General features: G+C 65.6%; 19 protein-coding genes. 14 read left to right on the forward strand and 5 right to left on the reverse strand.

Annotation, left to right across the window (positions count from 1 at the left end; translation table 11 throughout):
- Positions 1-66: 66 nt before the first annotated feature.
- The 7 genes from RHOSA_RS21985 to RHOSA_RS0111215 all read left to right on the forward strand — a co-directional run bounded on the left by RHOSA_RS21985 (position 67) and on the right by RHOSA_RS0111215 (position 10432).
- The gene (locus tag RHOSA_RS21985; RefSeq protein WP_081728665.1) at positions 67-1182 is read left to right on the forward strand and encodes a quaternary amine ABC transporter ATP-binding protein; all 1116 of its coding nucleotides are present in this window, start codon (positions 67-69) and stop codon (positions 1180-1182) included.
- Positions 1179-3191 carry an ABC transporter permease gene (locus RHOSA_RS0111190; RefSeq protein ID WP_037256141.1) on the forward strand — a complete coding sequence of 671 codons (2013 nt, stop codon included), beginning with the start codon at positions 1179-1181 and terminating at the stop codon, positions 3189-3191. The genes RHOSA_RS21985 and RHOSA_RS0111190 overlap by 4 nt, the downstream gene beginning before the upstream one ends.
- A 29-nt stretch (positions 3192-3220) precedes the next feature.
- Positions 3221-4117 carry a choline kinase family protein gene (locus RHOSA_RS0111195; protein ID WP_027288737.1) on the forward strand — a complete coding sequence of 299 codons (897 nt, stop codon included), beginning with the start codon at positions 3221-3223 and terminating at the stop codon, positions 4115-4117.
- A 69-nt stretch (positions 4118-4186) separates the two neighbouring features.
- A complete protein-coding gene (locus RHOSA_RS0111200; RefSeq protein ID WP_027288738.1) occupies positions 4187-6631 on the forward strand; it encodes a GcvT family protein in 2445 nt (814 codons plus the stop codon).
- Positions 6628-7422: a histidinol-phosphatase gene (hisN, locus tag RHOSA_RS0111205; RefSeq protein ID WP_027288739.1), complete on the forward strand. Its 795-nt coding sequence runs from the start codon at positions 6628-6630 to the stop codon at positions 7420-7422. The genes RHOSA_RS0111200 and hisN overlap by 4 nt, the downstream gene beginning before the upstream one ends.
- 216 nt (positions 7423-7638) lie before the next feature.
- Positions 7639-8079: a YjiS-like domain-containing protein gene (locus tag RHOSA_RS0111210; protein ID WP_027288740.1), complete on the forward strand. Its 441-nt coding sequence runs from the start codon at positions 7639-7641 to the stop codon at positions 8077-8079.
- 175 nt (positions 8080-8254) lie between these two features.
- On the forward strand, positions 8255-10432 hold the full coding sequence (locus tag RHOSA_RS0111215) for a C45 family autoproteolytic acyltransferase/hydrolase (RefSeq protein ID WP_027288741.1): 2178 nt from the start codon (positions 8255-8257) through the stop codon (positions 10430-10432).
- 11 nt (positions 10433-10443) lie between these two features.
- Here RHOSA_RS0111215 and RHOSA_RS0111220 read toward each other — a convergent pair whose 3' ends face one another.
- The 3 genes from RHOSA_RS0111220 to RHOSA_RS0111230 form a co-directional block, all read right to left on the reverse strand.
- Positions 10444-10956, reverse strand: a complete 513-nt coding sequence (locus RHOSA_RS0111220; protein WP_242468790.1) for an isoprenylcysteine carboxyl methyltransferase family protein — start codon at positions 10954-10956, stop codon at positions 10444-10446.
- On the reverse strand, positions 10953-12011 hold the full coding sequence (locus RHOSA_RS0111225) for a type III polyketide synthase (protein WP_027288743.1): 1059 nt from the start codon (positions 12009-12011) through the stop codon (positions 10953-10955). Before RHOSA_RS0111225 ends, RHOSA_RS0111220 begins: the two co-directional genes overlap by 4 nt.
- 73 nt (positions 12012-12084) lie before the next feature.
- The gene (locus RHOSA_RS0111230) at positions 12085-12972 is read right to left on the reverse strand and encodes a MurR/RpiR family transcriptional regulator (protein WP_200372036.1); all 888 of its coding nucleotides are present in this window, start codon (positions 12970-12972) and stop codon (positions 12085-12087) included.
- A gap of 181 nt (positions 12973-13153) precedes the next feature.
- Between RHOSA_RS0111230 and RHOSA_RS21990 the strand changes: the two genes are divergently transcribed.
- The 7 genes from RHOSA_RS21990 to RHOSA_RS0111270 all read left to right on the forward strand — a co-directional run bounded on the left by RHOSA_RS21990 (position 13154) and on the right by RHOSA_RS0111270 (position 21160).
- A complete protein-coding gene (locus RHOSA_RS21990) occupies positions 13154-14005 on the forward strand; it encodes an N-formylglutamate amidohydrolase (protein WP_200372035.1) in 852 nt (283 codons plus the stop codon).
- Entirely contained in the window at positions 13998-14510 is a 513-nt protein-coding gene (locus RHOSA_RS0111245) for a TRAP transporter small permease subunit (RefSeq protein ID WP_027288745.1), read from the forward strand. Before RHOSA_RS21990 ends, RHOSA_RS0111245 begins: the two co-directional genes overlap by 8 nt.
- Positions 14507-15832 carry a TRAP transporter large permease gene (locus RHOSA_RS0111250; protein WP_027288746.1) on the forward strand — a complete coding sequence of 442 codons (1326 nt, stop codon included), beginning with the start codon at positions 14507-14509 and terminating at the stop codon, positions 15830-15832. The genes RHOSA_RS0111245 and RHOSA_RS0111250 overlap by 4 nt, the downstream gene beginning before the upstream one ends.
- A 180-nt stretch (positions 15833-16012) precedes the next feature.
- On the forward strand, positions 16013-17104 hold the full coding sequence (locus RHOSA_RS0111255; RefSeq protein WP_051432060.1) for a TRAP transporter substrate-binding protein: 1092 nt from the start codon (positions 16013-16015) through the stop codon (positions 17102-17104).
- A 117-nt stretch (positions 17105-17221) separates the two neighbouring features.
- The gene (locus tag RHOSA_RS0111260; protein ID WP_027288748.1) at positions 17222-18589 is read left to right on the forward strand and encodes a glutamine synthetase family protein; all 1368 of its coding nucleotides are present in this window, start codon (positions 17222-17224) and stop codon (positions 18587-18589) included.
- Entirely contained in the window at positions 18586-19995 is a 1410-nt protein-coding gene (locus RHOSA_RS0111265; RefSeq protein WP_037256146.1) for an aldehyde dehydrogenase family protein, read from the forward strand. The genes RHOSA_RS0111260 and RHOSA_RS0111265 overlap by 4 nt, the downstream gene beginning before the upstream one ends.
- A 7-nt stretch (positions 19996-20002) precedes the next feature.
- Entirely contained in the window at positions 20003-21160 is a 1158-nt protein-coding gene (locus RHOSA_RS0111270; protein WP_027288750.1) for an iron-containing alcohol dehydrogenase, read from the forward strand.
- Positions 21161-21256: 96 nt separating this feature from the next.
- Here RHOSA_RS0111270 and RHOSA_RS0111275 read toward each other — a convergent pair whose 3' ends face one another.
- Together RHOSA_RS0111275 and RHOSA_RS0111280 are read right to left on the reverse strand one after the other, a co-directional pair.
- Complete coding sequence (locus RHOSA_RS0111275; RefSeq protein WP_027288751.1) at positions 21257-22525, reverse strand: M20/M25/M40 family metallo-hydrolase; 1269 nt, start codon at positions 22523-22525, stop codon at positions 21257-21259.
- Between the two features lie 119 nt (positions 22526-22644).
- Positions 22645-24174, reverse strand: coding sequence for a DUF2867 domain-containing protein (locus RHOSA_RS0111280; protein WP_027288752.1), 1530 nt, complete (start codon positions 24172-24174; stop codon positions 22645-22647).
- Positions 24175-24195 lie beyond the last annotated feature (21 nt).

The raw sequence follows: 24195 nt of genomic DNA on the forward strand, positions 1-24195 counted from the left end.
GCGCCGGCCGCCGCCACTTTAGCTGTTTCGATGTGATCTGCCGCCCAACCTCTGGACGAGTCCGACATGACGCATGGCCCTATCCCTCAGAACGGGCCCACGCCTGTTGCCCAACCGACAAGCGGTGCGCGACGTCCCGCCAAGCTGACCTGTCGCGGCCTGTGGAAACTGTTCGGTCCTGATGCTGAGCGCTTCCTGGCGCGCAGCAACGGCCAGCCGACCGGTCAGCAGATCGCGGACGCTGGCCTGATCGGGGCGGTGCGCGATGCCGAGCTTGAGGTCGGCGAGGGCGAGGTGTTCGTGATTATGGGCCTGTCCGGGTCGGGCAAGTCCACGATCGTCCGTTGCCTGTCCCGGCTGGTCGAGCCGACGGCGGGAGAGCTGGTCTTCGAAGGGCAGGACCTGCTGCAAGCCAACGCGCGCCAGCTGACCGAAATCCGGCGGCACAAGATGGGCATGGTGTTTCAGCACTTCGCGCTGCTGCCGCATCTGTCGGTTTTGGGCAACGTTGCCTTTCCGCTGGAGATCCAGGGCGTCTCCCGGGCCGAACGCGAAGCGCGTGCCATGGAGGTGATCGAACTGGTCGGTCTGAGCGGTCGTGAGACCTATTTCCCGCGCGAGCTGTCCGGTGGTCAGCAGCAGCGTGTCGGCATCGCCCGTTCGCTCGCGGTAAAGCCGGAGATCTGGTTCCTGGACGAGCCGTTCTCCGCGCTCGATCCGCTGATTCGTCGGGAAATGCAGGACGAGTTCCTGCGCCTGCAGCGGGTGCTGCACAAGACGATCGTGTTCATTACCCACGACTTCGACGAGGCCATCCGCCTGGCCGACCGGATCGCCATCATGAAGGACGGCGAGATCGTCCAGATCGGCACGCCGGAAGAGGTCGTGACGGCGCCGGCGACCCAATACGTCGCCGAATTCACCCGCGACGTCCCGCGCGCCAAGGTGATGTCCGTGCGCGCGTTGATGACCCCGGGCGATGCCGACGGTACCGAGGGGCAAGTCCACGCCGATGCGCGCGTTAACGAGGTGGCGCATCAGGCCGTGCATGGCCATAAGCCGGTTGCGGTGGTCGACGATGACGGCACGGTGCTCGGCCGGCTCGAGCGCGCGGCGGTGGTCGAGGTGCTCGCCCCCGACGGTCCGGACCCGGCGACCTCCAAGGCTGCGGCGGCATCATGACGGCCCTTAGCGAGTCCGGTTTGACGGCGCGCCCGCGTCATCTGCGGCCCGCCGGTCTGCTTCCCTGGGCGGGCGCGCTTGCCGTCTTGGCCGCGCTGTGGCTGGCGGGCAGTCAGGCCGGTTGGCTCAACAGCTATCCGGACGCTTGGATCCTGCCGCTGCGCGACTGGATTTCCGAGGCGATGCGCTGGTTGGTCAAGGACGCGACCTTCGGCCTGTTCACCTTCAAGGAACTGACCCGCGCCTTTGCCTGGCTGCTCGATCTGCCACTGCAGGCCTGTCTGATCCTGCTGGCGCGTGGGGTGACGATCCCACTGGGCGGACAGGCGGAGTTGCTGATCCCGCCGCTGTCCTGGCTGGGGGTGACGGGCGCGCTGGTCTGGACCGCCTGGCGTGTGGGCGATGCCAAGCTTGCGGCTCTGATCGTCACCTGCTTTGGCTATCTCGCGGTGTTCGGGCAGTGGCACAGCGCGATGGTGACGCTGTCCTCCATCCTGGTCGCCGTACCAGTCGGCATCCTGGGCGGTGCCGCGTTGGGGATCCTCGGCTATCGCAGCCGGACGGCGGAACGCGCGCTGACGCCGGTGCTCGACCTGATGCAGACGGTGCCGGTGTTCGCCTATCTGGTGCCGGTGTTGTTCCTGTTCGGCTTCGGCCCGGTGTCCGCGATGATCGCGACGATCATCTACGCCATGCCGCCAATGGTGCGGGTTACCATGATGGCGCTGCGCGCCGTTCCGGCGGAGGTCCTGGAATTCGGTCGGATGGCCGGCTGCACGCAGCGGCAGATGCTATGGAAGGTGCTGCTGCCCTCCGCCCGGCACAGCCTGATGGTGGGCGTGAATCAGGTGATCATGCTGTCGCTCAACATGGTCATCATCGCCTCGATGATCGGCGCGGGCGGTCTGGGCCACGACGTCTTGACCTCGTTGCGCCGGTTGCAGATCGGCGATGGACTGGAGGCCGGCGTGGCGATCACGGTGCTGGCGATCTCGCTCGACCGGCTCAGCCAGGCGATCGCCAACCGCACCTCGACCCCGGTACACCTGCAGGCTGGACAGTCGTTCGCCCGTCGCCACGCCACCTGGCTCGGCATCGCCGGCGTCCTGGGCGCCACCTATCTGCTTGCCTTCTTCGTGCCGGCGCTGCGTAGCTATCCGGACTGGTTGACGCTCGATACCGGGCCACTGTTCGACAACCTGGTGCAGTGGATCAACGTTCACGCCTACGCCTATTTGGATGCCGTCAAATCCTGGTTGTTGATCCATGTGCTGATCCCCTTCAAGCGCCTGCTGATCGATGCCCCATGGCCTGGCGTGGCGCTGTTGCTGGCGGTTGCCGGCTGGCGGATCGGGGGGCGGCGCTTAGGCGTCATGGTTGCGTTGCTCGCGGTTTTTATCGCCGTCACCGGCAACTGGGAAAAGGCGATGGTGTCGGCCTACCTGTGCGGCATCTCCGTCTTGCTGGCGATGGCGATCGGGGTCCCGATCGGCGTGCTGGCCGCGACCAGCGACCGGATGCACCGGATCGCCCAAAACGCCGCGGACACGCTGCAGACGCTGCCCAGCTTCGTCTATCTGATCCCCGTGGTGATGCTGTTCCAGGTCGGCGACTTCTCCGCAATGATTGCAATCACCGCCTACGCCCTGGCTCCGGCCGTGCGCTACACCGACCACGGCCTGCGTGGGGTACCTGACGAGGTGATCGAGGCTTCGCGGATGTCCGGCTGCCGTCCTTGGCAACTGCTCTGGAAGGTCCGTCTGCCGCTGGCAATGCCGGAGATCATGCTGGGCGTGAACCAGACGATCATGATGGCGCTGTCGATGCTGGTGATCACCGCCTTGGTGGGCACGCGCGACCTGGGCCAGGAGGTCTACATCGCCCTGACCCGAGCAGACACCGGTCTTGGCCTGGTCGCGGGCGTGTGCGTTGCCTTCCTGGCAATCATCGCGGACCGGCTGATCGGCGCCTGGTCCCACAAGCGCAAGCAGGAACTGGGTCTGGCGTGAGTGATCGCACCAGATCAGGGAGGAAAGGCATGAGCGAGACTGCCGACCAGCCGGCCGCCCGCGTTGCCGGTCTGGACATTTGGCGCGGCCCCGTCGAACCGAAGCCGATCGACGGCGGCATCACCAACACGAACTTTCTGGTCGACGACCGGGGCGAACGCTTCTTCGTCCGGATCGGTGCCGACATCCCGGTCCACGGCGTGATGCGGTTCAACGAGTTGACGGCCGCGCGCGCCGCCGCCGCGGCCGGCGTGTCGCCAGACGTCGTGCACGCCGAACCGGGCGTGCTGGTAACCCGCTTCGTCGAGGGGCGCACGCTGGAAGAAGCCGACGTGCGCGACCCCGCGATGCTGGAACGGATCGTCCCGCTAATCCGGCGCTGTCACGACGACATGCAACAGCATCTGCGTGGGCCGGTGCTGATGTTCTGGGTGTTCCACATCGTCCGCCATTACGCCGGCGTGCTGCGGGACGCGGAAAGCGACTGGATCGGCCAGCTGCCGGATCTGGTCGCGCGTGGAGAGCGGCTGGAACGCGCGGTGGGCGCGATCGAGGTGGCCTTCGGGCACAACGATCTGCTTGCCGCCAACTTCATCGACACCGGCGACCGGCTATGGTTGATCGACTGGGACTACGCCGGCTTCAACACGCCGCTGTTCGATCTGGGCGGGTTGTCCTCCAACAATCAGCTTTCGGGCGCGCAGGAGGATGATCTGCTCACGCTCTACTTCGGCCAAGCGCCGGACGATCGCCAGCGCCGCGGGCTCAAGGCGATGAAGGCCGCCTCGCTGTTGCGCGAGAGCATGTGGTCCATGGTCTCCGAGGCGCATTCCGACCTCGATTTCGACTTCCGGGCCTATACCCAGGAGAACCTGGATCGCTTCGAGCGCGCCTGGGCGGAGTTCGCGCCCTTGGAGACCGCTTGAGGCTTCAGACCACATCCACATAAGACTGGACGGCGCCAAGCCGCCGCCCCAAAGACCGGGGACACCAACATGGGCCAACTTCCGGCGGCTGCGCAGGTCGTCATCATCGGCGGCGGCATCATCGGATGCAGCACTGCCTATCATCTGATGCACGAAGGGGTGCGCGATGTCGTCGTGCTGGAGCAGGGCCGCCTGACCAGCGGCACCACCTTCCATGCCGCTGGGCTGGTCGGCCAGTTGCGGTCCAGTGCGAATATCACCCGACTGCTGAAGTATTCGGTCGACCTGTATGCGCGCCTTGAAGCGGAAACCGGGCAGGCGACCGGCTTTAAGCAGAACGGTGGCCTGCGTCTGGCGTGCAACGCCGAACGCATGACCGAGATCAAGCGTCAGGCGACGACCGCGCATTCCTTCGGTTTGGAGATGCATCTGCTAAGTCCGCAGGAAGCCAGCGACCTCTGGCCCCTGATGAGCCCGCAGGACCTGGTCGGTGCCGCCTATTTGCCAACCGACGGGCAGGCCAATCCTTCCGACCTGACCCAGGCGCTCGCCAAGGGTGCGCGGATGCACGGTGCCCGGTTCGTCGAGGGGGCACGAGTCACCGGCATCCACCAGAAGGACGGTCGCGTCACCGGCGTGACGACCGATCAGGGCACGATCGCTTGCGAGACGGTGGTGAACTGCGCGGGCCAATGGGCGCCGGAGCTAGGCACGCTGGCCGGGGTTTCGGTGCCGCTGAGTTCGATGCAGCACCAGTACATGGTGACCGAGACGATCGACGGCGTCGCATCGGACTTGCCGACGCTGCGCGACCCCGACGGCCTGATCTATTTCAAGGAGGAGGTTGGCGGTCTGGTGATGGGCGGTTACGAGCGTCAGCCGCTGTCCTGGGCCGAGGCCAGTGTTCCTGACGGGTGGAGCTTCTCGCTGCTGGATCCGAACTACGAACAGTTCGAACCGCTGATGGAAAGCGCGCTGCACCGTGTCCCGGCACTGGCTTCCGCGGGCGTGCGGCAACTGATCAACGGTCCGGAATCGTTCACCCCCGATGGCAATTTCATCCTGGGCGAAGCCCCCGAGCTTTCCGGGTTCTTCGTCGGGGCTGGCTTCAACGCCTACGGGATTGCTGCGGCTGGCGGCGCGGGCTGGGCGTTGGCGGCTTGGATCGCCGAAGGGCATCCGCCGATGGACCTGAGCGTGGTCGATATCCGCCGGTTCGGTCGTCCGCACCGCGACCGCGCCTGGGTCCGCGCGCGGACGGTCGAGGCGACCGGCAAGCACTATACCATGGCCTGGCCGGGAGAAGAGCATGACAGCGGCCGCCCCGCGCGGGTCTCGCCGCTCTACGGCCGGCTCCAGGAAGCACGCGCCTGTTTCGGCGAGAAGCTTGGCTGGGAGCGGCCAAACTGGTTCGCGCGGGAGGGGCAGGCGCCGGTCGACGAGTACAGCTACGGCCGGACCAACTGGTTCGACAATGTGGCGGACGAGCATCGGGCGGTACGCGAGCGGGTTGGCCTGTTCGATCAGTCGTCCTTCGCCAAGTTTCTGATGATCGGCCCGGATGCCGTGACTGCGCTGTCCTGGATCTGCGCGGGCGACGTGACCCGACCGGTCGGTCGGATCACTTACACCCAGATGCTGAACGCGCGCGGCGGAATCGAATGTGACCTGACGGTTACTCGGCTGGCCGAGGACCGGTTCTACATCGTCACCGGCACCGGGGCGGCCACGCGCGATTTCGACTGGATCCGTCGGCACATTCCGAAAGGTCTGAACGCGCATCTGGTCGACGTGACCAGCGCCTATGCCACGTTGTCATTGATGGGGCCGTGCGCCCGCGACGTGCTGCAAGCCGTGAGTGAAGCCGACGTTTCGAATGCGGCTTTCCCGTTCGCCACTTGCCAGGAAATTCCGATCGCCGGCGCGCCGGTTCGTGCGTTGCGCGTTACCTACGTCGGTGAACTCGGCTGGGAACTGCACATGCCAAGCGAGACCGCACCGATCGTCTATGATCGGTTGGTCGCCGCCGGTGCAGCACATGGGCTCGCCAATTGCGGCTATCGGGCGATCGAGACGCTGCGCCTGGAAAAGGGTTATCGCGCCTGGGGCAGCGACATCACCGCCGACGATACGCCGTTGGAGGCCGGGCTCGCGTTTGCGGTGAAGCTGAAATCGAACTTACCGTTCCAAGGTCGCGACGCCCTGTTGATGCAGCGTGAGACCGGCGTCCGCAAACGCTTGGTCTGTTTCACCGTGGACGATCCGGATGTCGTTCTGCTGGGGCGCGAGACAGTGTACCGCGATGGCCAGCGCATCGGGTATCTGGCAAGCGCCGGGTACGGCCATACGCTCGAACGGGGAATTGGGTACGGTTACGTCCGTGCCGACCATCCGATCGACAAGTCCTACATCGAGACCGGTCGCTACGAGCTGGAGGTCGCGGGGGCCCATGTACCGTGCCAAGTCCATACGCAGGCGCTCTATGATCCGACAATGGCGCGGGTGAAGGCATGACCTGGTCAGCCGACCTGCAGGAACTGGCCGCTTTCGCAGAACAGCTGGCCGATGGCGCCCGGTCGGTCTCCTGCCGGTATTTCCGTACATCCACCGAGGTCGACACCAAGGCGGACGATAGCCCGGTGACCCGCGCCGACCGGGAGACCGAGACCTTCCTGCGCGAACGCATCCAAGCACGCTATCCCAACGCCGGTCTGTTCGGGGAAGAGCAGGGCGCCGGCGGTCTGGAGGCGGACTTGGTGTTCGTGGTCGATCCGATCGATGGAACCAAGTCCTTCATCACCGGCTCGCCCCTGTTCGGCACGCTGATCGCGGCGCTGCGGCACGGCAAGCCGGTGGTCGGGGTGATCGACATGCCGGTCCTGAAGGAACGTTGGGTGGGCGTTGCCGGACAGCCCACCGTCTACCGCTGGGCCGAGCGTACAGTTCAGTGCCGATCCCAAGGCGCAGCGACACTTGCGCAGGCGAGTGTCTCGACGACCTCGCCAGACATGTTCACAGCCACCGAATGGTCCCGCTTCGAGGCGGTGTCTCAGCGGGCACGGGTGCGCCGTTTCGGCGGCGATTGCTACCAGTACGGCCGTGTTGCCTGCGGCGAGCTGGATCTGGTCGTCGAAAGCGACCTCAAGCCTTACGACTACCTCGCGTTGGTGCCGGTGGTAACGGGGGCGGGTGGTCGGATCACCGACTGGCAGGGCGCCCAACTGAACCTCGACAGCGATGGCTGTGTGCTGGCCACTGCGAACGCAGCGTTGCATGCCGAGGCGGTGGCGATGCTCGGCCGTTAGGACGTGTATCCAGCTTGCTAGATGCTCGCGTGGAACGTGTGCCGCATGATCGGAGCAGCTATGCAGCGTGAGCGGGGCTTGTGCGGCGGTTATGGGCGTTTTGATGTCGCTTTCTGACGGATTGGCGAATCGCCGCGACGACGCTGTTAATGCGCGTGAAACGGGTGACGTGCGATAACGGGGGCATCGTCAACGCCCAGCCTTGGATCTGGCCCCATGAACATGCTCACCGCCCGTGCTGGTGTGGACCTGCGGCAGGTCCACAGCCGTTCTTTCCGGAACGCCTTCGCCCCCGCCGCCGTGACCGGCGTCGTGCACACCGGTCTTTTCGCCCGTTTGATTGATCGGCTGGAAGCGTTTCGCGCCGCCGCAGCCTTCCGCCACCAACTGGAGATGCTCGGCGATACCGCGCTTGCCGATCTCGGTCTGACGCGGGCGGAGATTCCGGCACACGTGCGCCGTGCGATGGCTCGCCGCCGCCATGCCCGCCGGTCGCAGTCCCCCGCACAGTTGAGCGCGCATCTGCTGCAGGATCTCGATGTCCAACTGGATCATGCCGGTACTCGCGTGTACACCGACGTGCCGTTGGGTGTGATTACCCGCGGCCCGATCGCTCGGACCCCGGCCAACGTCGAACGGCTGCGTCGGACCGCCTAAGCGGCTTTCCTTCGCCTGACGGGGATCTTCATCGGCCCCACCGGCTTTCCGGTGGGGCCGATCGCGTTTCGACGTCTCGATCCAGACCAGCTCGACGCTTTCTGCTGCCGGTATGCTGGCAAGCGCGCTATGATCGCGGACATCGTGTGCCTGCGTACCGGCCGGGAGGTCCTGCATGTCGCTCCGCCACGTCGAAACCCGCGAGACCCCGGCGGATTGCCGGGCCGAAAGTCGGCTGGATGTCTGGCGGGCTGGTGACAAGCCATTCTACGTCTTGAGCCAGCGCGGGCGCTTCCGCGACCTCTGCTACGATCATGGTCGTTTGCTCGCCGCCGAGTTGGAGGACGGCGTTTTTCCCGAAATTCTCGCGACCATCGCGGGCGATGTCGACGCCAGCCCGTCGTTGGAGACCGGTTTGGTCGACAGCCTTCAGGGGGCTTTCTTCAACCGATTGAGCGAGGACGTCCTGCGGTCTTGCAGTGACGAGTTCCGGCGCGGCGTGGAGGCGCTGGAGACTGGCTATCTGCGGGGGTGCGACCGGCCACGGTTCGGCGGCAAGGCGGTGCAGCACGCATGTGTCGCGATCGATGGCGGCAACATCGCCACTGGCTTCACCCGCATCCGTAATTACCGTGCGCGCAGCCGGGAATACGCTTTCTGGCGCAACTACGTCACCACCGCGCTTACAGATACGCCAGCGGGTCGATCCTATGCCGACACGGCGGCACACAGTCCGCATGAAGCGGTTCCGTTGGCCGATTGGTTGGCGCGCCATACGGGCGCTCGTGGGCGCCGGGCCGGCATGGGCTGCACTGGCTTCTGGGCCGCGCCGGATCTGACGGCGGATGGCTTGGGTCTGCACGCCCGTAACTTCGACGGCGCGTTCTTCGATTGGAACCGCTATCCCGTCGTGAGCTTGATCGACGAACGGCCGGACGATCCATCCTATCTGCGCTATGCCGCCGTCGGCACCGCTGGTCTAATTTACCCGGGCGGAATCAACGGCATGAACGAGGCCGGTCTCGCCGTATCGCTGCACCAGATGTCGACCGTGAACTTCACTGTCGGCGATGGCAGCGGCGCCTACGACCTGGCGCCCTACGTCCAGCAGCGTATCCTTCGGCAAGCGCGCACACTGGACGAGGCGGTCGATATCGTGCGCGACCGACGGCACTTCGCTTCCTGGACGATCTTCGTCAGCCACGCGCCCAGCGGTCGCGCGCTGCGGATCGAGATCAACGGTGCGGAGAGGCCGGCTGACGAATTCCAACGTCTGTTCGGCGACACCTACGTCAAGCGGATCGAGGCCAGCGCCCCGGCCGAGCGGATGGTGCAGACCAACCACTTCCTGGCCGACAAGTTGAAAGAGCGGCACGCCTTTTTCGACGATGCGCACTTCACCTCCTCGGTCGGCAAATGGCTGGAAACGCGCGCGCGCATGACCACCGCAACGACGCGTTTGACCGAAGCGACGGATGCCAAGACGCTGGATACGCCGAACGCACTGGCACTGCTCGCGGACCACCATGATGCCGCGGCCGGCGGCGCCCAGCGCAGCTTCGGCCGGACGATCTGCAAAGCCTACAGTCTGATGAGTAGCCTGATGCGCGCGCACCCGGACCGAGACGCTGGGGGCGATGAATTGTGGTTCACGGTCGGGGCCACGGGTGGTGTGACACCGGGGCCGCATACCCCGCTGGTCGGCTTCGGCATCGACTGGGAGAAGCTGCAGGTCACCGGTAAGGGCGTGGAGGTCGCGACCACCGCGTCGGAGGGCGAGCTGACAGCGATGCGCGCCTACGTCTCGGCCTTCCAGGCCCATGACCGGCCGCGCCAGCCCGATGGCCAGTTCTTTCGGCGTCAACCGACGGCCGCGGAGATGCAAAAGATTCGTCATGTCGCGCTCGCCGAACTGGACCGCGCGGTGGCCGCGGCCGAGGCTACGGGCCTGAGCGATCCGACTTTCCGTTATATCCGTGCCCGTCTGCGCCACGCGGCCGCGCTGGCGAGTTCTGGCACAGAGCGCACGCAGTTGCTGAACGGCGCGGGCGAGGACTGGGCCCGTTTGCGGGGCATGTCGGCCGACAACGGTGTTGCGATGACGGATTGGGAGCGCGCGCTGATCCACCTGCTGTCCGCCGCAACGGCCGCGGCTGGAGATCGCGGCCAGCAGGACAAGGTGGCGGACTGGCTGGAGGCCGGCGGCGCTTACCTGAAGCAGGTCGCACAGGCGGAATTCGGCGATGGCCCCGTGCACCAGGATATCAAGACCTGGCGTAAGGTCATGGCCAGCATCGATGCGGACGGGCCCGACGCCGAACTGCCGGAGATCGATTTCGTGACAGTGGAGTAGGGGGTGCAACGTCAAATGGTTGCGAGCGCTCGCTCCTCCACCCGGATGCGCCAGGCCAGCATCGCGAGGTTGGCCGCGCCGAACGCGATTGCCAGCGGCCAGAGACCGAAGACCAGCGGCAGCAGCGGAATCTCCAGCGCCACGATCAGGTAGTTGGGATGACGCAGGATGCGGTAGGGGCCGCGCGATACGCGCGCACTTCCCGGGACCACGATCACCCGCGTCGTCCAGAAACGCCCCAGGCTGATCAGGGTCCAGACACGAAAGCCCTGCAACATCAGGAAGAGCACGAGCGGCACGGGATAGATTGGCGCATCTTGCGGCACGCTGACGGCGAGGGTCGCCAGCCAAGCGGCGTGCAGCCCGACGATCAGCGGATAGTGGCGTGCCCCGTATTCCATGCCACCGGCGGCGCGCAGCCGCTGGTCGTTGCGCCGGGCATGAATCAACTCCGCAAGACGCTGCAGGGCGACCAGCAGAAGCAGGGCATGCGGCCAGTCCACGCTCATAGACTGGCCGCTCATGGGTCGGCTGAGCTTGGATCGAGCAGGGCGAAGCCGGCGCTGAAACCGGGGCCGAGCGCGCTCGCCAGGATCGGACCGCGCGTGGCGTCCTGTAGCACCTCGCGCAGTACGAACAGCACGGTCGGCGCGGACATGTTGCCATAGTCCCGCAGCACCCGGCGTTCCGCAGCCATGGCGCCTTCCTGTAGGCCGAAGACCGTCTCGAGTGCCGCGACCACCTTGGCCCCGCCGGGGTGACACGCGGTTGCCGCGATCCCGGCGCGCGTCAGATGGTGGCGCGCCAGAAAGGTATCGAGCACGGATCCGTACGCGGTACCAACCAAGCTTGGGATGTCGCGGGAAAACAGCACGCCCAGGCCGTCGTCCTCGACGGTCCAGCCCATGACGTCGAGGCTGTCCTGCCAAGTGTGCTCGCCCCAGCCTATCAGGCGGGTTCCTACATCACCCGGCACCCCGCTGATCACCGCCCCGGTGGCCCCGTCACCGAACAGCGCCGTGGCGACCAGGTTGCTTTTCGAGAAATCACCGGCGCGGAAGGTCAGGGCACACAGCTCAACGGTCAGCAGCAGGACCCGTTTGCCGCTGCTTGCCAGATCCGCAGCCCGTCCAAGCCCCAGGATGCCACCGCAACAACCGAGGCCGAACACGGGTAGCCGCGCGGTATCGCGCCTGAACGCCAATCGGTTCATCAGCCGGGCGTCCAGGCTCGGGGTGGTGATCCCGGTCGTGGAGACGGTGAGGATCGTGTCGATCTCGCCAGCTCTTAGATCGGCCTGCGCCAGGGCGCGCTCTGCGACATCGGTCAACAGGTCGAGGGCGTGGCGTTCGTAAAGATCGTTTCGCGCTTTCCAACCGATCGACTGCCCGTACCAGTCGATCGGCACGCAGGAGTAGCGTCGACGGATGCCCGCATGGTCATAGACCGGCATCAGCCGATCGAGATCGATGTCGGGGCGGTTGAAGATGCGCCGCGCGCGGGCGCGCACATCCGCCTGATCGAGCGGGTAGGGCGGGACGGCCGTGGTGAGCGCGGTCAAGCGCGGCGGCTCGGACATCCGCGGCTCCGTCGCGGTTTGCTTTTTTAGCAAATGGTGCGGAGCGCGGTGTCAGCAAGCCGCTGACACGGTGTTAGGTGAACTTCTTGAATAGCCGGGCTTCGTCGAACAGGCCTTCGAGCTCGTTGAACCGGTCCCGGGTTGTTTCCCAACGCTGGGTCTGCACCGCGGCGATCAACGCCTCCACCACGAACAGCATGACCATGGTGGAATCCCAGGCCGACGGAACTTCGATCCGACAGGGGAAGACGTACTGCGCGTGCTTCACCGCGGGCGAGCCCCACTGGTCGGTGAACAGCACAATGGTCACCTCGCGCGCCCGCGCCATCTCGACAAAGCGGATCAATTCCGTCTCATAGCGGCGGATGTCGAAGACCACCAGGACATCGCCGGGGCGCATGCTCAGCAGATAGTGCGGCCACGTACTGCTGGTCGATGGCACGAGGGACAGGCCGTCGCGAATCACCTGCATGTGAGTGAAAAGGTAATCGGCGAGCGATCGGGTAATACGCCCGCCCACCATCGCGATCTGCCGGTTCGTATCGGCAAGCAATTCGGCAACCGCATCGAATGACTCGGTGTCGAAGCGGCTGAGCGTCCGGTGCAGGTTATCGATCGCCGCATCCGCGAAACGGTTCAGGATATGCGCTTCAGGCGCTGTGCCGGCCCAGCGTTCATGCTTCGCGACTGGGCTGGAGATCGTCTCCGCCAATTCCGCGCGCAGGCGCGCCTGGAACTGCGGATAGCCGGAGAAGCCGAGCTTCTTGACCAGCCGCACGACCGTCGGCGTGGACACCTGCGCGGTCTCAGCGAGCGCGGTGATCGATGACAGACCGGCGACGGGATAATGCGCTAGCAGGGCGTCGGCCAGCTGTCGTTCAGCCCGGGTGAACTGATCGAACTGGCCACGCAGCGCCTCCGCGACTGTGGGCGTTGCTTCGGCGATGAGCGTGTCCTCCAAGCTGTTACGCGCCGCCTACGCCAGCTACGCGGTTTTATCTTTGATTTAAAGTTTGGGCGTCGGTGCGCAACAGGGTCAAGAAACTTTCTTGACAGCGTGTATCGTTCTGAAAAAATCGCTACGAGGCGAGGCCGGCAGGGGAGCAGGGCGGCACGCCGAAACCGACTGGGGAGGGCGGTACGTGGCCTCGGAACGGACGATCCTGTCGGATGATGACGGGCCACCGGTCGAGACGGTCAATCCGGATGGACAGGCCGATGTCGTGCTGATCTGCGAGCACGCCGCCAACCGGATACCTGAAACGCTCGAAGGTCTGGGCATCGACGCCGATACGCGCACCAGCCACGTCGCCTGGGACCCGGGCGCCGCGGAAGTCGCGCGCGAGATGGCGAAGCGTCTGGACGCGCCTCTGTTCCTGCAGCGCTTCTCTCGGCTGGTTTACGATTGCAATCGGCCTGTCTTCGACGCCAGCTCGGTACCGGCGGTCAGCGAGCGTTACACGATTCCCGGTAATGACGGGCTCGACCGTGCTGCGCGTGCCGATCGCCAAGCGGCGATATACCTGCCGTTCCGTGACACGGTCGCAGCGTTCGTGCGCAAGCGGATCGATGCGGGCCGGCCGCCGGCGATCATCACGGTGCATACCTTTACCCCGGTGTTCCAAGGCAAACAGCGGACCACCGAGCTTGGCGTGTTGCACGATGCCGATGCCCGGCTGGCCGACGCGGCGCTTTCACTCCTGCACGAAACAAGCGACCTGACCGTCCGGCGCAACGAGCCCTACGGCCCGGCGGATGGCGTGACGCATACACTCAAGGTGCAGGCGCTCGGTCACGGATTGCCGAATGCGATGTTCGAGATCCGCAGCGACCTGGTCGCCGATGCCGAGGGCCAATGCGCTATGGCCGACCGGCTAAGCCGGACGGTAACGGCTGCGCTGACGTTGCTGCATCATTGGTTCGGACCAGGGGCCGACGTCGCGCCGGCCGAAGCGATACCGAATGACGTAAACGGGGTGGGCGCGCATGTTTGAAGCGATGCGCTTCTACATCCGCTGGGTCGAGCGGACGAATAAGATCGTGGGCACGATCACCATGTATGGCATCTTCGCGATGCTGTTCGTATTGGGTTGGTCGATCGCCGCCAAGTCACTGGCGTTGCCGGCGCTTTGGACGCTGGATATCTCGCAGTTCCTGATGGTGTCGTACTTCCTGCTGGGCGGCGGCTATTCGCTGCAGCAGGACGGCCACGTCCGGATGGACCTGCTGTGGGGGACGCTGCCACCGCGCAAGCAGAGCTGGGTCGATACGCTCACCGTCTTCTGCATGATCTTCTATATCATCATACTGCTCTACGGCGGGCTTGGCAGCACGATGTACTCGATCGAGTACGGCGAGCGCGGCTTCTCAGCGTGGCGGCCGCTGATGTGGCCGATCAAGGTCACGATGTGCGTGGGCATTACGCTGATGCTGCTTCAGGCCTTTGCGATGTTGTTCCGCGACATCCTGCGTATTTCCGGGCGGGAGACGACCGCGTGAGCTATGACCTGATCGCGATTACGATGTTCGCGTCGATGATGCTGATGCTGCTGACGGGGCAGCGGGTGTTCGGCGCGATCGGCTTCGTGGCGGTGGTTTCGGCGCTGTCGCTGTATGGGGTCGGTGGCTCCGACATGGCCTTTTCGGCGGCGATGAAGGTCATGAAGTGGTATCCGCTCCTGACCCTCCCGCTGTTCGTCTATATGGGCTACATGCTCTCGGAGAGCGGCATCGCCGACGACCTGTACCGGATGTTCCACGTCTGGTTCGGGGGCATGCCAGGCGGATTGGCGATCGGCACGATCATGTTGATGGTCGCGGTCTCCGCGATGAATGGCCTGTCGGTCGCGGGCATGGCGATCGGCGCTTCGATCGCGTTGCCGGAGTTGCTGCGCCGGGGCTACGACAAGATCATGGTGACCGGCGTCATCCAGGCGGGCAGTTCGCTCGGCATCCTGGTGCCGCCCAGCGTCGTCCTGGTGCTCTACGGCATGATCGCCCGGGCGCCGGTTGGGCAACTGTGGATGGCCGGCGTGTTCCCTGGGCTGCTGATGGCCAGCCTATTCGTCATCTACATCTGGGTGCGTTGCCGCCTGCAAGGTCACATGGGCCCGCCGCTGTCGGCCGAGGAGCGGGCGGAGATCACCTGGGGCGAAAAGCTGCGCCTGCTGCAGGCCGGTATCTGGCCGCTGTTGATCTTCTTCTTCATGACCGGGCTGTTCCTGATGGGCGTGACCAGCCTGGTGGAAAGTTCGGCGGTGGGCGCCTTGGCGGCGACGCTGGCGGCGATCTTCAAGCGGCGGCTGAGCTTCTATGTGCTGCACGAGACGTTGCGCAAGACGCTCACCATCACCTGCATGTTCATGTGGATCATCATGGCGGCGCTGTGCTTCGGCGCGGTGTTCGACGGCCTGGGCGCGAGCCGGGCGCTGGAGGGCTTCTTCACCGGCGACCTCGGGCTGGGGCCTTGGGAGATCCTGATCCTGATGCAGCTGTCCTACCTGATCATGGGCACGTTCCTAGACGACACGGCGATGCTGGTGATCGTCGCGCCGCTCTACGTGCCACTGGTGGGCGCGCTCGGCTTCGATCTGGTCTGGTACGGCGTGCTTTATACGATCACCTGCCAGATCGCCTACATGACGCCGCCGTTCGGCTACAATCTCTTCCTGATGCGCGCGATGGCGCCGCCGGAAGTCACGCTTGCCGATATCTATCGATCGATCATTCCTTTCGTCGCGGTCATGGTGCTTGGCCTCGCGCTGGTCATGATCTTCCCCGAGATCGCGCTATGGCTGCCGGAGAATTACTACAAGAACTGAATTTCGACTTACTTATAGCAACGGCTGACTCGGGCGTAAGCTGGCGGAAGATCGGCAACGACGCCCGTAACGGGAGAGGCGCCCTTGGGCGTGCTTTCTAGGGACTGGAACGAAAACCGCCAGGGCTGGCCGTGCCATATGCCGCGCCGGACCCGCATTTAGAGCAGGGAGTTGCCCAATATGACCGATAGCTCGAACACCCCGAAAGCGACCGGCCCGGCCAAGTCGGCCACCCGTCGCCAATTCATCCGTACCGCCGGCGCGACGGCCGCGGTCGCCGGCACGGGCGCGATTGCGGCCCCGGCCATCAAGGCGCAAGAACCGATCCGCTGGCGCTTCCAGACCTATGCCGGTCCGGCCCTGGGCGCCGAGGTGACCAAGCCGATCATCGATCACTTCAACAAGGCGGCGAACGGCGAGATGGAAATCGAGCTGTACTACGCCGATCAGTTGGTGCCGACCAGCGAGCTATTCCGCGCCCTGCAGCGCGGCACGATCGATGGCGTGCACTCCGACGACGACAGCATGTCGGCGCCGACCGACGTGCGCGTGTTCGGTGGCTACTTCCCGCTCGCGACCAAGCACATTCTCGATGTGCCCGTGCTGTTCCAGCAGTACGGCCTGGCCGAGATCTGGAAGGAAGCCTACGACGAGGTCGACGTCGCGTGGCTGTCGGCGGCCGGGCAGGACCCTTGCCACTTCATCACCAAGAAGCCGATCAACTCGCTGGCCGACATGGATGGCCTGCGCCTCTACACCTTCCCGACCGCTGGCCAGTTCCTCGCCAAGTTCGGCGTGATTCCGGTCTCGATCCCTTACGAGGATGCCGAGGTCGCGGTGCAAACCGGCGAACTGGACGGCATGGCCTGGTGCGGCGCGACCGAAGCCTACGCCGTCGGCTGGGCGGACGTTACCGACCACTTCCTGACCAACAACATCTCGGGCGCCTGGATCGGCTCCTTCTATGCCAACAAGAAGAGCCTGGCCGATCTGCCGGATCACCTGCGCGAACTGCTGATGGCCTCGATCGAAGCGGGCCACCAATACCGCAACCAGTGGTACTGGGGCGGCGAAGCGCGGCTGCGTGCCAGCGGCGACAAGCTCAAGCTGACCTCGATCCCGCAATCGGAATGGCGCGAGGTCGAGAAGGAAGCGGATAAGTTCTGGAACGAGATGGAAGAGCGTAGCGAGCGCTCGGCGAAGCTGGTCAAGATCTTCCGCGAATACAACGCGACCCTCGCGAAGGCGGGCACGCCCTATTCCTTCGAGTAGGACGACCCGCTCAATGCACGGCACGGGCCGTCCGGTGCGTAGCGTCCAGAACTGGACACCACCGGATGGTCCGGGCCGCGGCTTTCTTACCTCTCCTGACTTACGGACGGTTCGGTTATGACCGGCAAGCTATCGCTCGACGACTTGCGCCAAGAAGTCCAGACAGGCGCCATCGACACCGTGATCGCCGCCCAGGTCGACATGCAGGGCCGGCTGGTGGGGAAGCGCTTCCACGCCCAGCATTTCGTCGATTCCGCCTGGGAGGAAACGCACAGCTGTAACTACCTGCTGGCCACCGACATGGAGATGGAGACGGTCCCCGGCTACAAGGCGACCAGCTGGGAGACCGGTTACGGCGACTACACGATGTGTCCCGATCTGGAGACACTGCGCCGGATTCCCTGGCTCGAGGGCACCGCGCTCGTGCTGTGCGACACGATCGATCACGACACCCACAAGCCGGTGCCGCATGCCCCGCGCAGCATGCTGAAACGTCAGGTCGAGCGGCTGGAGGGTATGGGCCTGAAGGCCATGATGGCCTCCGAGCTGGAGTTCTTCCTGTTCAAGGAATCCTTCGAGGAGGCGCACGCCAAGGGGTACCGCGACCTCTCCCCGATCAGCCCGTATAACGAGGACTATCACATCTTCCAGACGACCAAGGAAGAGAAGGTGATGCGCGCCATTCGCAACGGGCTGCACGGCGCGGACATACCGGTCGAGAACTCCAAGGGCGAAGCTTGTCAGGGACAGGAGGAGATCAACGTCCGCTATGACGAGGCGTTGGCGATGGCGGATCGGCACGCGCTGATCAAGAACGGCTGCAAGGAGATCGCCTGGCAGCAGGGCCACGCGCTGTCGTTCATGGCGAAGTGGAGCTATGCGGCCGCCGGCAGCTCCTCGCACATCCACCAGTCGCTGGTCGGACTCGATGGCACGCCGGTGTTCTACGATCCCGATCGGCCGTACGGCATGTCGGCGATGATGCGCCATTACATGGCCGGACTGCTGTATCACGCGGATGCGATCACCTTCTTCCTGGCGCCGCACATCAACTCCTACAAGCGCTTCCAGGCCGGCACCTTCGCGCCGACCAAAGCGATCTGGAGCCGCGACAACCGCACGGCGGGCTATCGCGTCTGCGGTCCGGACACCAAGGCGGTGCGTGTAGAATGCCGGGTCGGCGGCGCGGACCTGAACGGGCATCTTGCCTGCGCCGCGCTGCTCGCCGCCGGGATCGACGGGATCGAGCGGGGCCTGGAGCTGGAGCCGGAGTTCCAGGGCAACGCCTACGACGGCGATGACGTACGCGAGATTCCGAAGACGCTACGCGACGCCGCCGAGTTGATGAACCAATCGGAGATGCTGCGCACCGCCTTCGGTTCGGAAGTCATCGACCACTATGTTCACGCCGCCCGTTGGGAACAGTTTGAATACGACCGTCGGGTGACCGACTGGGAAACCGCCAGAGGATTCGAACGCGCATGAGTTCTAAAGACGCGGCCGGGCAGCCGGCCGTCATTCGCTGCATTTCGCCGATCGACGGCTCGGTCGCCGCCGAACGCACCGCCGTCACCCGCGATCAAGCCGATAAGGCCGTCGCCGCGGCTCGCGCTGCACAGGCAGATTGGGCTGCCCGCCCGATTGCCGAACGGGTGCGTCTGGTCCAGGCCGGGGTCGCGCGCCTGGGCGAGATGAACGACGAGGTGGTGCCAGAGCTGGCCCGCATGATGGGGCGGCCGGTCCGCTACGGCGGGGAATTCGGCGGCACCAAGGAGCGCGCCGACTACATGGCAGAGATCGCGGAGAGTGCGCTTGCGCCCTACGTGGTCGAAGCCTCGGACACCTTCGAACGGCGGATCGAGCGGGAGCCGCATGGCGTCGTCTTCGTGATCGCGCCATGGAACTACCCCTATATGACCGCGATCAACGTGCTGGCCCCGGCCTTGATGGCCGGCAACGCGGTGATCCTGAAACACGCCGCCCAAACCCTGCTGGTCGGCGAGCGGATGGTCCGCGCGATGGTCGAGGCCGGCGTGCCGGAAGCGGTCTGCCAGAACATCTTCCTCGATCACGGCACGACCGAGGGTCTGCTGCAGGATCGCGCCTTCGACTTCGTGAACTTCACCGGGTCGGTGAACGGGGGGCGCGCGATCGAACGCGCGGCAGCTGGAACCTTTGTGCCGCTCGGCCTGGAGCTTGGCGGCAAGGATCCGGGCTATGTCATGGACGACGCCGACCTGGACGCGGCCGTCGACGGGCTGATGGACGGCGCGATGTTCAACAGCGGCCAGTGCTGCTGCGGCATCGAGCGGATCTACGTCCACGAGAGCCTGTACGAAGCCTTCGTCGAGAAGGCGGTCGCGCTGATGTCCAAGAGCGTCCTCGGCGATCCGCTGGACGAGAAGACCACGCTGGGCCCGATGGCTAACCAGCGCTTCGCCGACGAGGTCCGCGCCCAGATCCGCGAGGCGGTCGCCCAGGGCGCGACCCCGCAGATCGACCCCAAGCTGTTCCCGGCGGACGACGGGCAGGGGACCTACCTCGCCCCGCAGATCCTGACTGGCGTCAGCCATGACATGCGGGTGATGCGCGATGAGAGCTTCGGCCCGGTGGTCGGCATCATGCCGGTCAAGGACGACGCGAAAGCCGTGCGGCTGATGAACGACAGTCCGTTCGGCCTGACCGCCTCATTGTGGACGCGCGATGCCAAGCGTGCGGCGGCGATCGGCGCCCAGATCGAGACCGGCACGGTGTTCATGAACCGCTGCGACTATCTCGACCCGGCGTTGTGCTGGACGGGCTGCAAGGACACCGGACGGGGCGGGGCGCTCTCGGTGATCGGCTTCCATAACCTGACGCGCCCCAAATCCTACCATCTGAAGAAGGGCTAATTTCCCCATGTCGTCTACTGGGCCGCTTACCGGGAACTGGAGCTATCCGGCCAACATCCGCTTCGGCGCCGGGCGGATTCAGGAACTGGCCGATGCCTGCCAGGCCGCCGGCATCAAGAAGCCGCTACTGATCACCGATGGCGGCTTGAAGGACAACCCGATCACCCAGCGGGCCCTGGATCTGCTGGAGGCCGGCGGTTTGGGCCGCGCGCTGTTCGCGGACGTTCGCCCGAACCCGAACGAACTGGACCTCAAGGCCGGCATCGAGGCGTTCAAGGCCGGCGGGCACGACGGCGTCGTTGCCTTTGGCGGCGGTTCCGGCCTGGACCTCGGCAAGCTGGTCGCCTTCATGGCCGACCAGACCTTGCCGGTCTGGGACTTCGAGGACATCGGCGACTGGTGGAAGCGGGCCGATTGGGACGCGATCCATCCCAACATCGCCGTGCCGACAACCGCCGGCACCGGCTCCGAGGTTGGCCGCGCGGGCGTGCTGACCAACTCCGAAACCCACGTGAAGAAGATCATCTTCCACCCGAAGGTGTTGCCGAGCGTGGTGATCTGCGATCCGGAACTGACCTGCGGCATGCCGCCCAAGATCACGGTCGGCACCGGGATGGACGCCTTCGCCCACTGCCTGGAGGCCTACTGCTCGCCGCACTACCACCCGATGAGCCAGGGCATCGCCCTGGAAGGTATGCGGCTGGTGAAAGACAACCTGCCCAAGGTGGTCGCCAATCCGAACGACGTCGACGCCCGCGCGCACATGATGAGTGCCGCGGCGATGGGCGCGGTCGCCTTCCAGAAGGGCCTGGGCGCGATCCACTCGATCAGCCACCCGGTGGGGGCGATCTACGACACCCACCACGGCACCACCAACGCCGTTGTGATGCCGATGGTGCTGCAGTTCAACAAGGCCGAGATCGCCGACAAGCTGGCGTTGGCCGCGAAATATCTGGAAATCGACGGCGGCTTCGACGGCTTCTACGACTTCGTCGTGGCCTTCCGTCGCGAGCTGGGTGTGCCGGACAAGCTGGGCGAGCTTGGCGTCGGCCGCGACCGCTTCGACGAGATCGCGGCGATGGCCGTCGAAGACCCGAGCGCCGGCGGCAACCCGGTCAAGCTCACGGTCGAGAACGTCAAGCAGCTGCTCGACGCCTGCGTGTAGACGCAGGCATTAACGGGCACAAATAAATCCCCCTCCTCCCGTGGGAGGAGGGGGATATTGCGATGTCCCGGCAAGGATGTTCTGGCGAGAATGCCCTCAGTCCTCCTTGCCCTGCTCCTTCGGCTTCTCGCTGCCCTGATGGGTCAGCGGTTCGGCCGTATCGAGGCGCGGGTGGTTGTTGCGGAACTGGGCGCGCAGCTTCTCGCGGCCGTCGTCGCGGGCGTCCAGCGCCAGGATTGATTTGGCGACGGCGTGGGCCGCGGCGAGCGTGTCCTTGGTGTTTCCGGTTTCCGAGATCGTGTGCATGTTGCGGATCGGGAAGCCGATCGAGGTCGCCGCGCAGTCGACACTCGCGAGCACGCCGGCCATGCCGTCGGTTCCGGTATCGGCCCCGCAAACGTCGCGCTGCATCGGGATATCATGGTCTTTGGCGGTCTGTTCGATCACCGCGTTCAGCTGCTCGCTGGCAATCGACCCGACCGAAAGCGTGAACCCCTTGCCCATCTCCAGCGGGTTGAACTTCTTGTCGCCGACACCGGGCGCGGCCTTGTAGTCGTGGTTGACGTCAACCGCGATGATCGCGTCCGGCTCCAGCTCGCCGGCCATCACCCGGCTGCCCATCCGGCCGATCTCCTCGTAGCTGGCGATCGCGGTCAGCATGCGCACGTTGTTCGGGCCACCGGCCTCGGCGACCAGGCGCGCGGCCTCCGCGGCGACGAAGCAGCCCAGGCCGTTGTCGAGATAGGCGCCGTAGAAGGTGTCCGGACTGAAACCGTGCCGGATCGGGCGGTTCAGGATGATGGAATCGCCCGCGCGCACGCCCAGGTTCTCGACCTGCTGCTTCTTGTTCTCACCGTGGATCTGCAGTTCGACGTAGAGCTGCTCCTTCTTGATCCCCTTGTCGCCGGCGCGCACGGCCGGGTCGGCGAAGTGGATCGCGCCCACGGCCTCAACCGTGCCGCCCTCGATCTTGCGGTACTGGCCGGGCGTCTTTGGATTCTCGCTGAACAGCGTGACCTCGTGGCCGATCAGGGTGGTGGGCAGGAAGCTGTCGCTGTTGATCCAGATCTTGCCGTCCTCGCCGACTGAGCGTACCTGCATGCGGATCTTGTCGGCGTGGCCGATCACCATGATCTTGAAACGCTCGTCCTCGCCCGGATGGCTGTCCAGGACGATGCCGGCGTGACCGGTGAACTGATGCACGGCCCAGCTCTGCGGTGCGAAGGACTCGAAGTACGGCTTGAGCACGCCATAGGTCATCGCGCCCTCCAGCCCGACGGGGCTGGGCGCGGCCAGGATGTCGCGCATGCGCTGGAATTGCTCCTGGGGCATCGGCTGGGTCCAGGGCGCGTTGCTTTCGCTCATTTTGCTCATTGGTCTCCGGATCGTGGATGTGTCGTATCTGCGCTGCCACCCGGCTTAGGGCATCCGGGGCGGGCCTGTCATCCCTCGTGCACACGGGACCCAAGGCCCGGTGGTATGGGTCAGCGCGCCGGACGCGGGCGCAGACCGGGCCGACTGCCGCGTGGATGGGCCGCGCGGCTGGCCTCCGCGCGTTGGCAGATGCGCGCGACCATGCCCTGCAGCAGCACCGCATGTGGCGGCCCCAGTTTGTACCAGTAGAGCAGGCCAGGCGCGCCGGCCGGGTGCCAGTACATCGTCGCGGTCAGGCGGCTATGGCCGTCCTGCGTTTCGTCGATCTCGAACTCCAGCCCGCCGCGCCCGGGGACGACCGCACGAATCTTGAGCGTCAGGCGCTTTGGCCGTTCGGCCGCCAGCACTTCCCACATATCGAAACGCTCGCCGGGTTCTGGGGCGCGGCCCGGACGGCGATGGCCGGCGGGCCGGCCGCCCAGCAGCCGGTCGAGACCCTTGCGCACCTCCCACAGGCCGGAGAGGAAGAAGTAGCCGGCCTCCCGCGTGCCGACGTCCGACAGCGCCCGCCAAAGCGTTTCGACGTCGACCGGCGTGGTCGCGGCACGCGACATCTTTTTGGCGTAGTAGCCGATGTCTTGGCGCTCGCCGCGCAGGTTGAAGGCGCCCTCGCGCCAGCGCGTGTGGGCCACGAACGCCTTCTCCTTCTCGAACGCCCGGCGAACCGCGGCGTCGAAGGGCATGGGATCACGCGGGATGCGCTGACGCAGCGGCCCGTCGTCGGCCGAGAGGTCGTGCTTCAGCCCGCCGATCAGGGCGCGCGCGACGTCGGTGGGCGTAGCGGAAACGAACGCCAGCCAGTAACTCGACAGCTCCGGCGAGACGAAGGGAACCGGGATGATGATCGGCGCTGGCCGGCCCAGTTCGCGGGCGATCGTGCGCAGCATCTGCTCGTAGCTTAGCTGCTCGGGACCCCCCGTCTCGTAGATCGTGTTGTCGGCCGGGGTGCGCTGGGGCAGGGCAACCAAGTCGCCCAGAAGATCATCCAGCGCGATCGGGGGTGACTCCGCCCGGACCCATTTGGGCGTCACCATGATCGGCAGGTAGGCGGCCAGGTCGCGCATCACCTCAAAGGCGATGGAGCCGGGGCCAACGATGACCGGTGCGCGCAGTTCGCTCACCGGCACCTGACCGCGGCGCAATTCCTCGCCTGTGGCGACGCGGGAGGCCAGGTGCATCGACGCCGTGTCCTTCGGCGCCAGACCGCCCAGGTAGACGATCCGCTCTACACCGGCCTGTTCCGCCGCCTGGGCGAAGGTCGCGGCGGCCCGCCGCTCGCGTTCCGGGAAATCGCTGCCGTCGGCCATCGAGTGGACGAGGAAATAGGCGGTCGAGACGCCATTCAGGGCTTTGGGCAGCGTGTCGGGGTCGTGCGCATCCGCCTGCACGAGTTCGACGCTATCCCATCCCTCGGCTTCCAACGGCGCCAGCCGGCGGGCGGCGGCGCGCACCTTGTAGCCTTCCGCGCGCAGGGCTGGCACCAGATGCCGCCCGATGTAGCCGCTCGCGCCGAACACCAGGATGGGGTTGTGCCGCTGTGGCTCAGCCGAACCGCTTGTCTTCGTATCGCTATCCGCCATGGCGTTGAGCCCTTCGGTCGT

The sequence above is a fragment of the Rhodovibrio salinarum DSM 9154 genome, assembly GCF_000515255.1.
Classification (GTDB): domain Bacteria; phylum Pseudomonadota; class Alphaproteobacteria; order Kiloniellales; family Rhodovibrionaceae; genus Rhodovibrio; species Rhodovibrio salinarum.

Coding starts and splice junctions, on each gene's coding strand:
- RHOSA_RS0111220 (WP_242468790.1), bottom strand. CDS start 10,956: ATGAGCGGCCAGTCTATGAGCGTGGACTGGCCGCATGCCCTGCTTCTG.
- RHOSA_RS21985 (WP_081728665.1), top strand. CDS start 67: ATGACGCATGGCCCTATCCCTCAGAACGGGCCCACGCCTGTTGCCCAA.
- RHOSA_RS0111225 (WP_027288743.1), bottom strand. CDS start 12,011: ATGTCCGAGCCGCCGCGCTTGACCGCGCTCACCACGGCCGTCCCGCCC.
- RHOSA_RS0111270 (WP_027288750.1), top strand. CDS start 20,003: ATGTCGTCTACTGGGCCGCTTACCGGGAACTGGAGCTATCCGGCCAAC.
- RHOSA_RS0111190 (WP_037256141.1), top strand. CDS start 1,179: ATGACGGCCCTTAGCGAGTCCGGTTTGACGGCGCGCCCGCGTCATCTG.
- RHOSA_RS0111275 (WP_027288751.1), bottom strand. CDS start 22,525: ATGAGCGAAAGCAACGCGCCCTGGACCCAGCCGATGCCCCAGGAGCAA.
- hisN (WP_027288739.1), top strand. CDS start 6,628: ATGACCTGGTCAGCCGACCTGCAGGAACTGGCCGCTTTCGCAGAACAG.
- RHOSA_RS0111195 (WP_027288737.1), top strand. CDS start 3,221: ATGAGCGAGACTGCCGACCAGCCGGCCGCCCGCGTTGCCGGTCTGGAC.
- RHOSA_RS0111265 (WP_037256146.1), top strand. CDS start 18,586: ATGAGTTCTAAAGACGCGGCCGGGCAGCCGGCCGTCATTCGCTGCATT.
- RHOSA_RS0111245 (WP_027288745.1), top strand. CDS start 13,998: ATGTTTGAAGCGATGCGCTTCTACATCCGCTGGGTCGAGCGGACGAAT.
- RHOSA_RS0111260 (WP_027288748.1), top strand. CDS start 17,222: ATGACCGGCAAGCTATCGCTCGACGACTTGCGCCAAGAAGTCCAGACA.
- RHOSA_RS0111280 (WP_027288752.1), bottom strand. CDS start 24,174: ATGGCGGATAGCGATACGAAGACAAGCGGTTCGGCTGAGCCACAGCGG.
- RHOSA_RS0111210 (WP_027288740.1), top strand. CDS start 7,639: ATGAACATGCTCACCGCCCGTGCTGGTGTGGACCTGCGGCAGGTCCAC.
- RHOSA_RS0111255 (WP_051432060.1), top strand. CDS start 16,013: ATGACCGATAGCTCGAACACCCCGAAAGCGACCGGCCCGGCCAAGTCG.
- RHOSA_RS0111215 (WP_027288741.1), top strand. CDS start 8,255: ATGTCGCTCCGCCACGTCGAAACCCGCGAGACCCCGGCGGATTGCCGG.
- RHOSA_RS0111200 (WP_027288738.1), top strand. CDS start 4,187: ATGGGCCAACTTCCGGCGGCTGCGCAGGTCGTCATCATCGGCGGCGGC.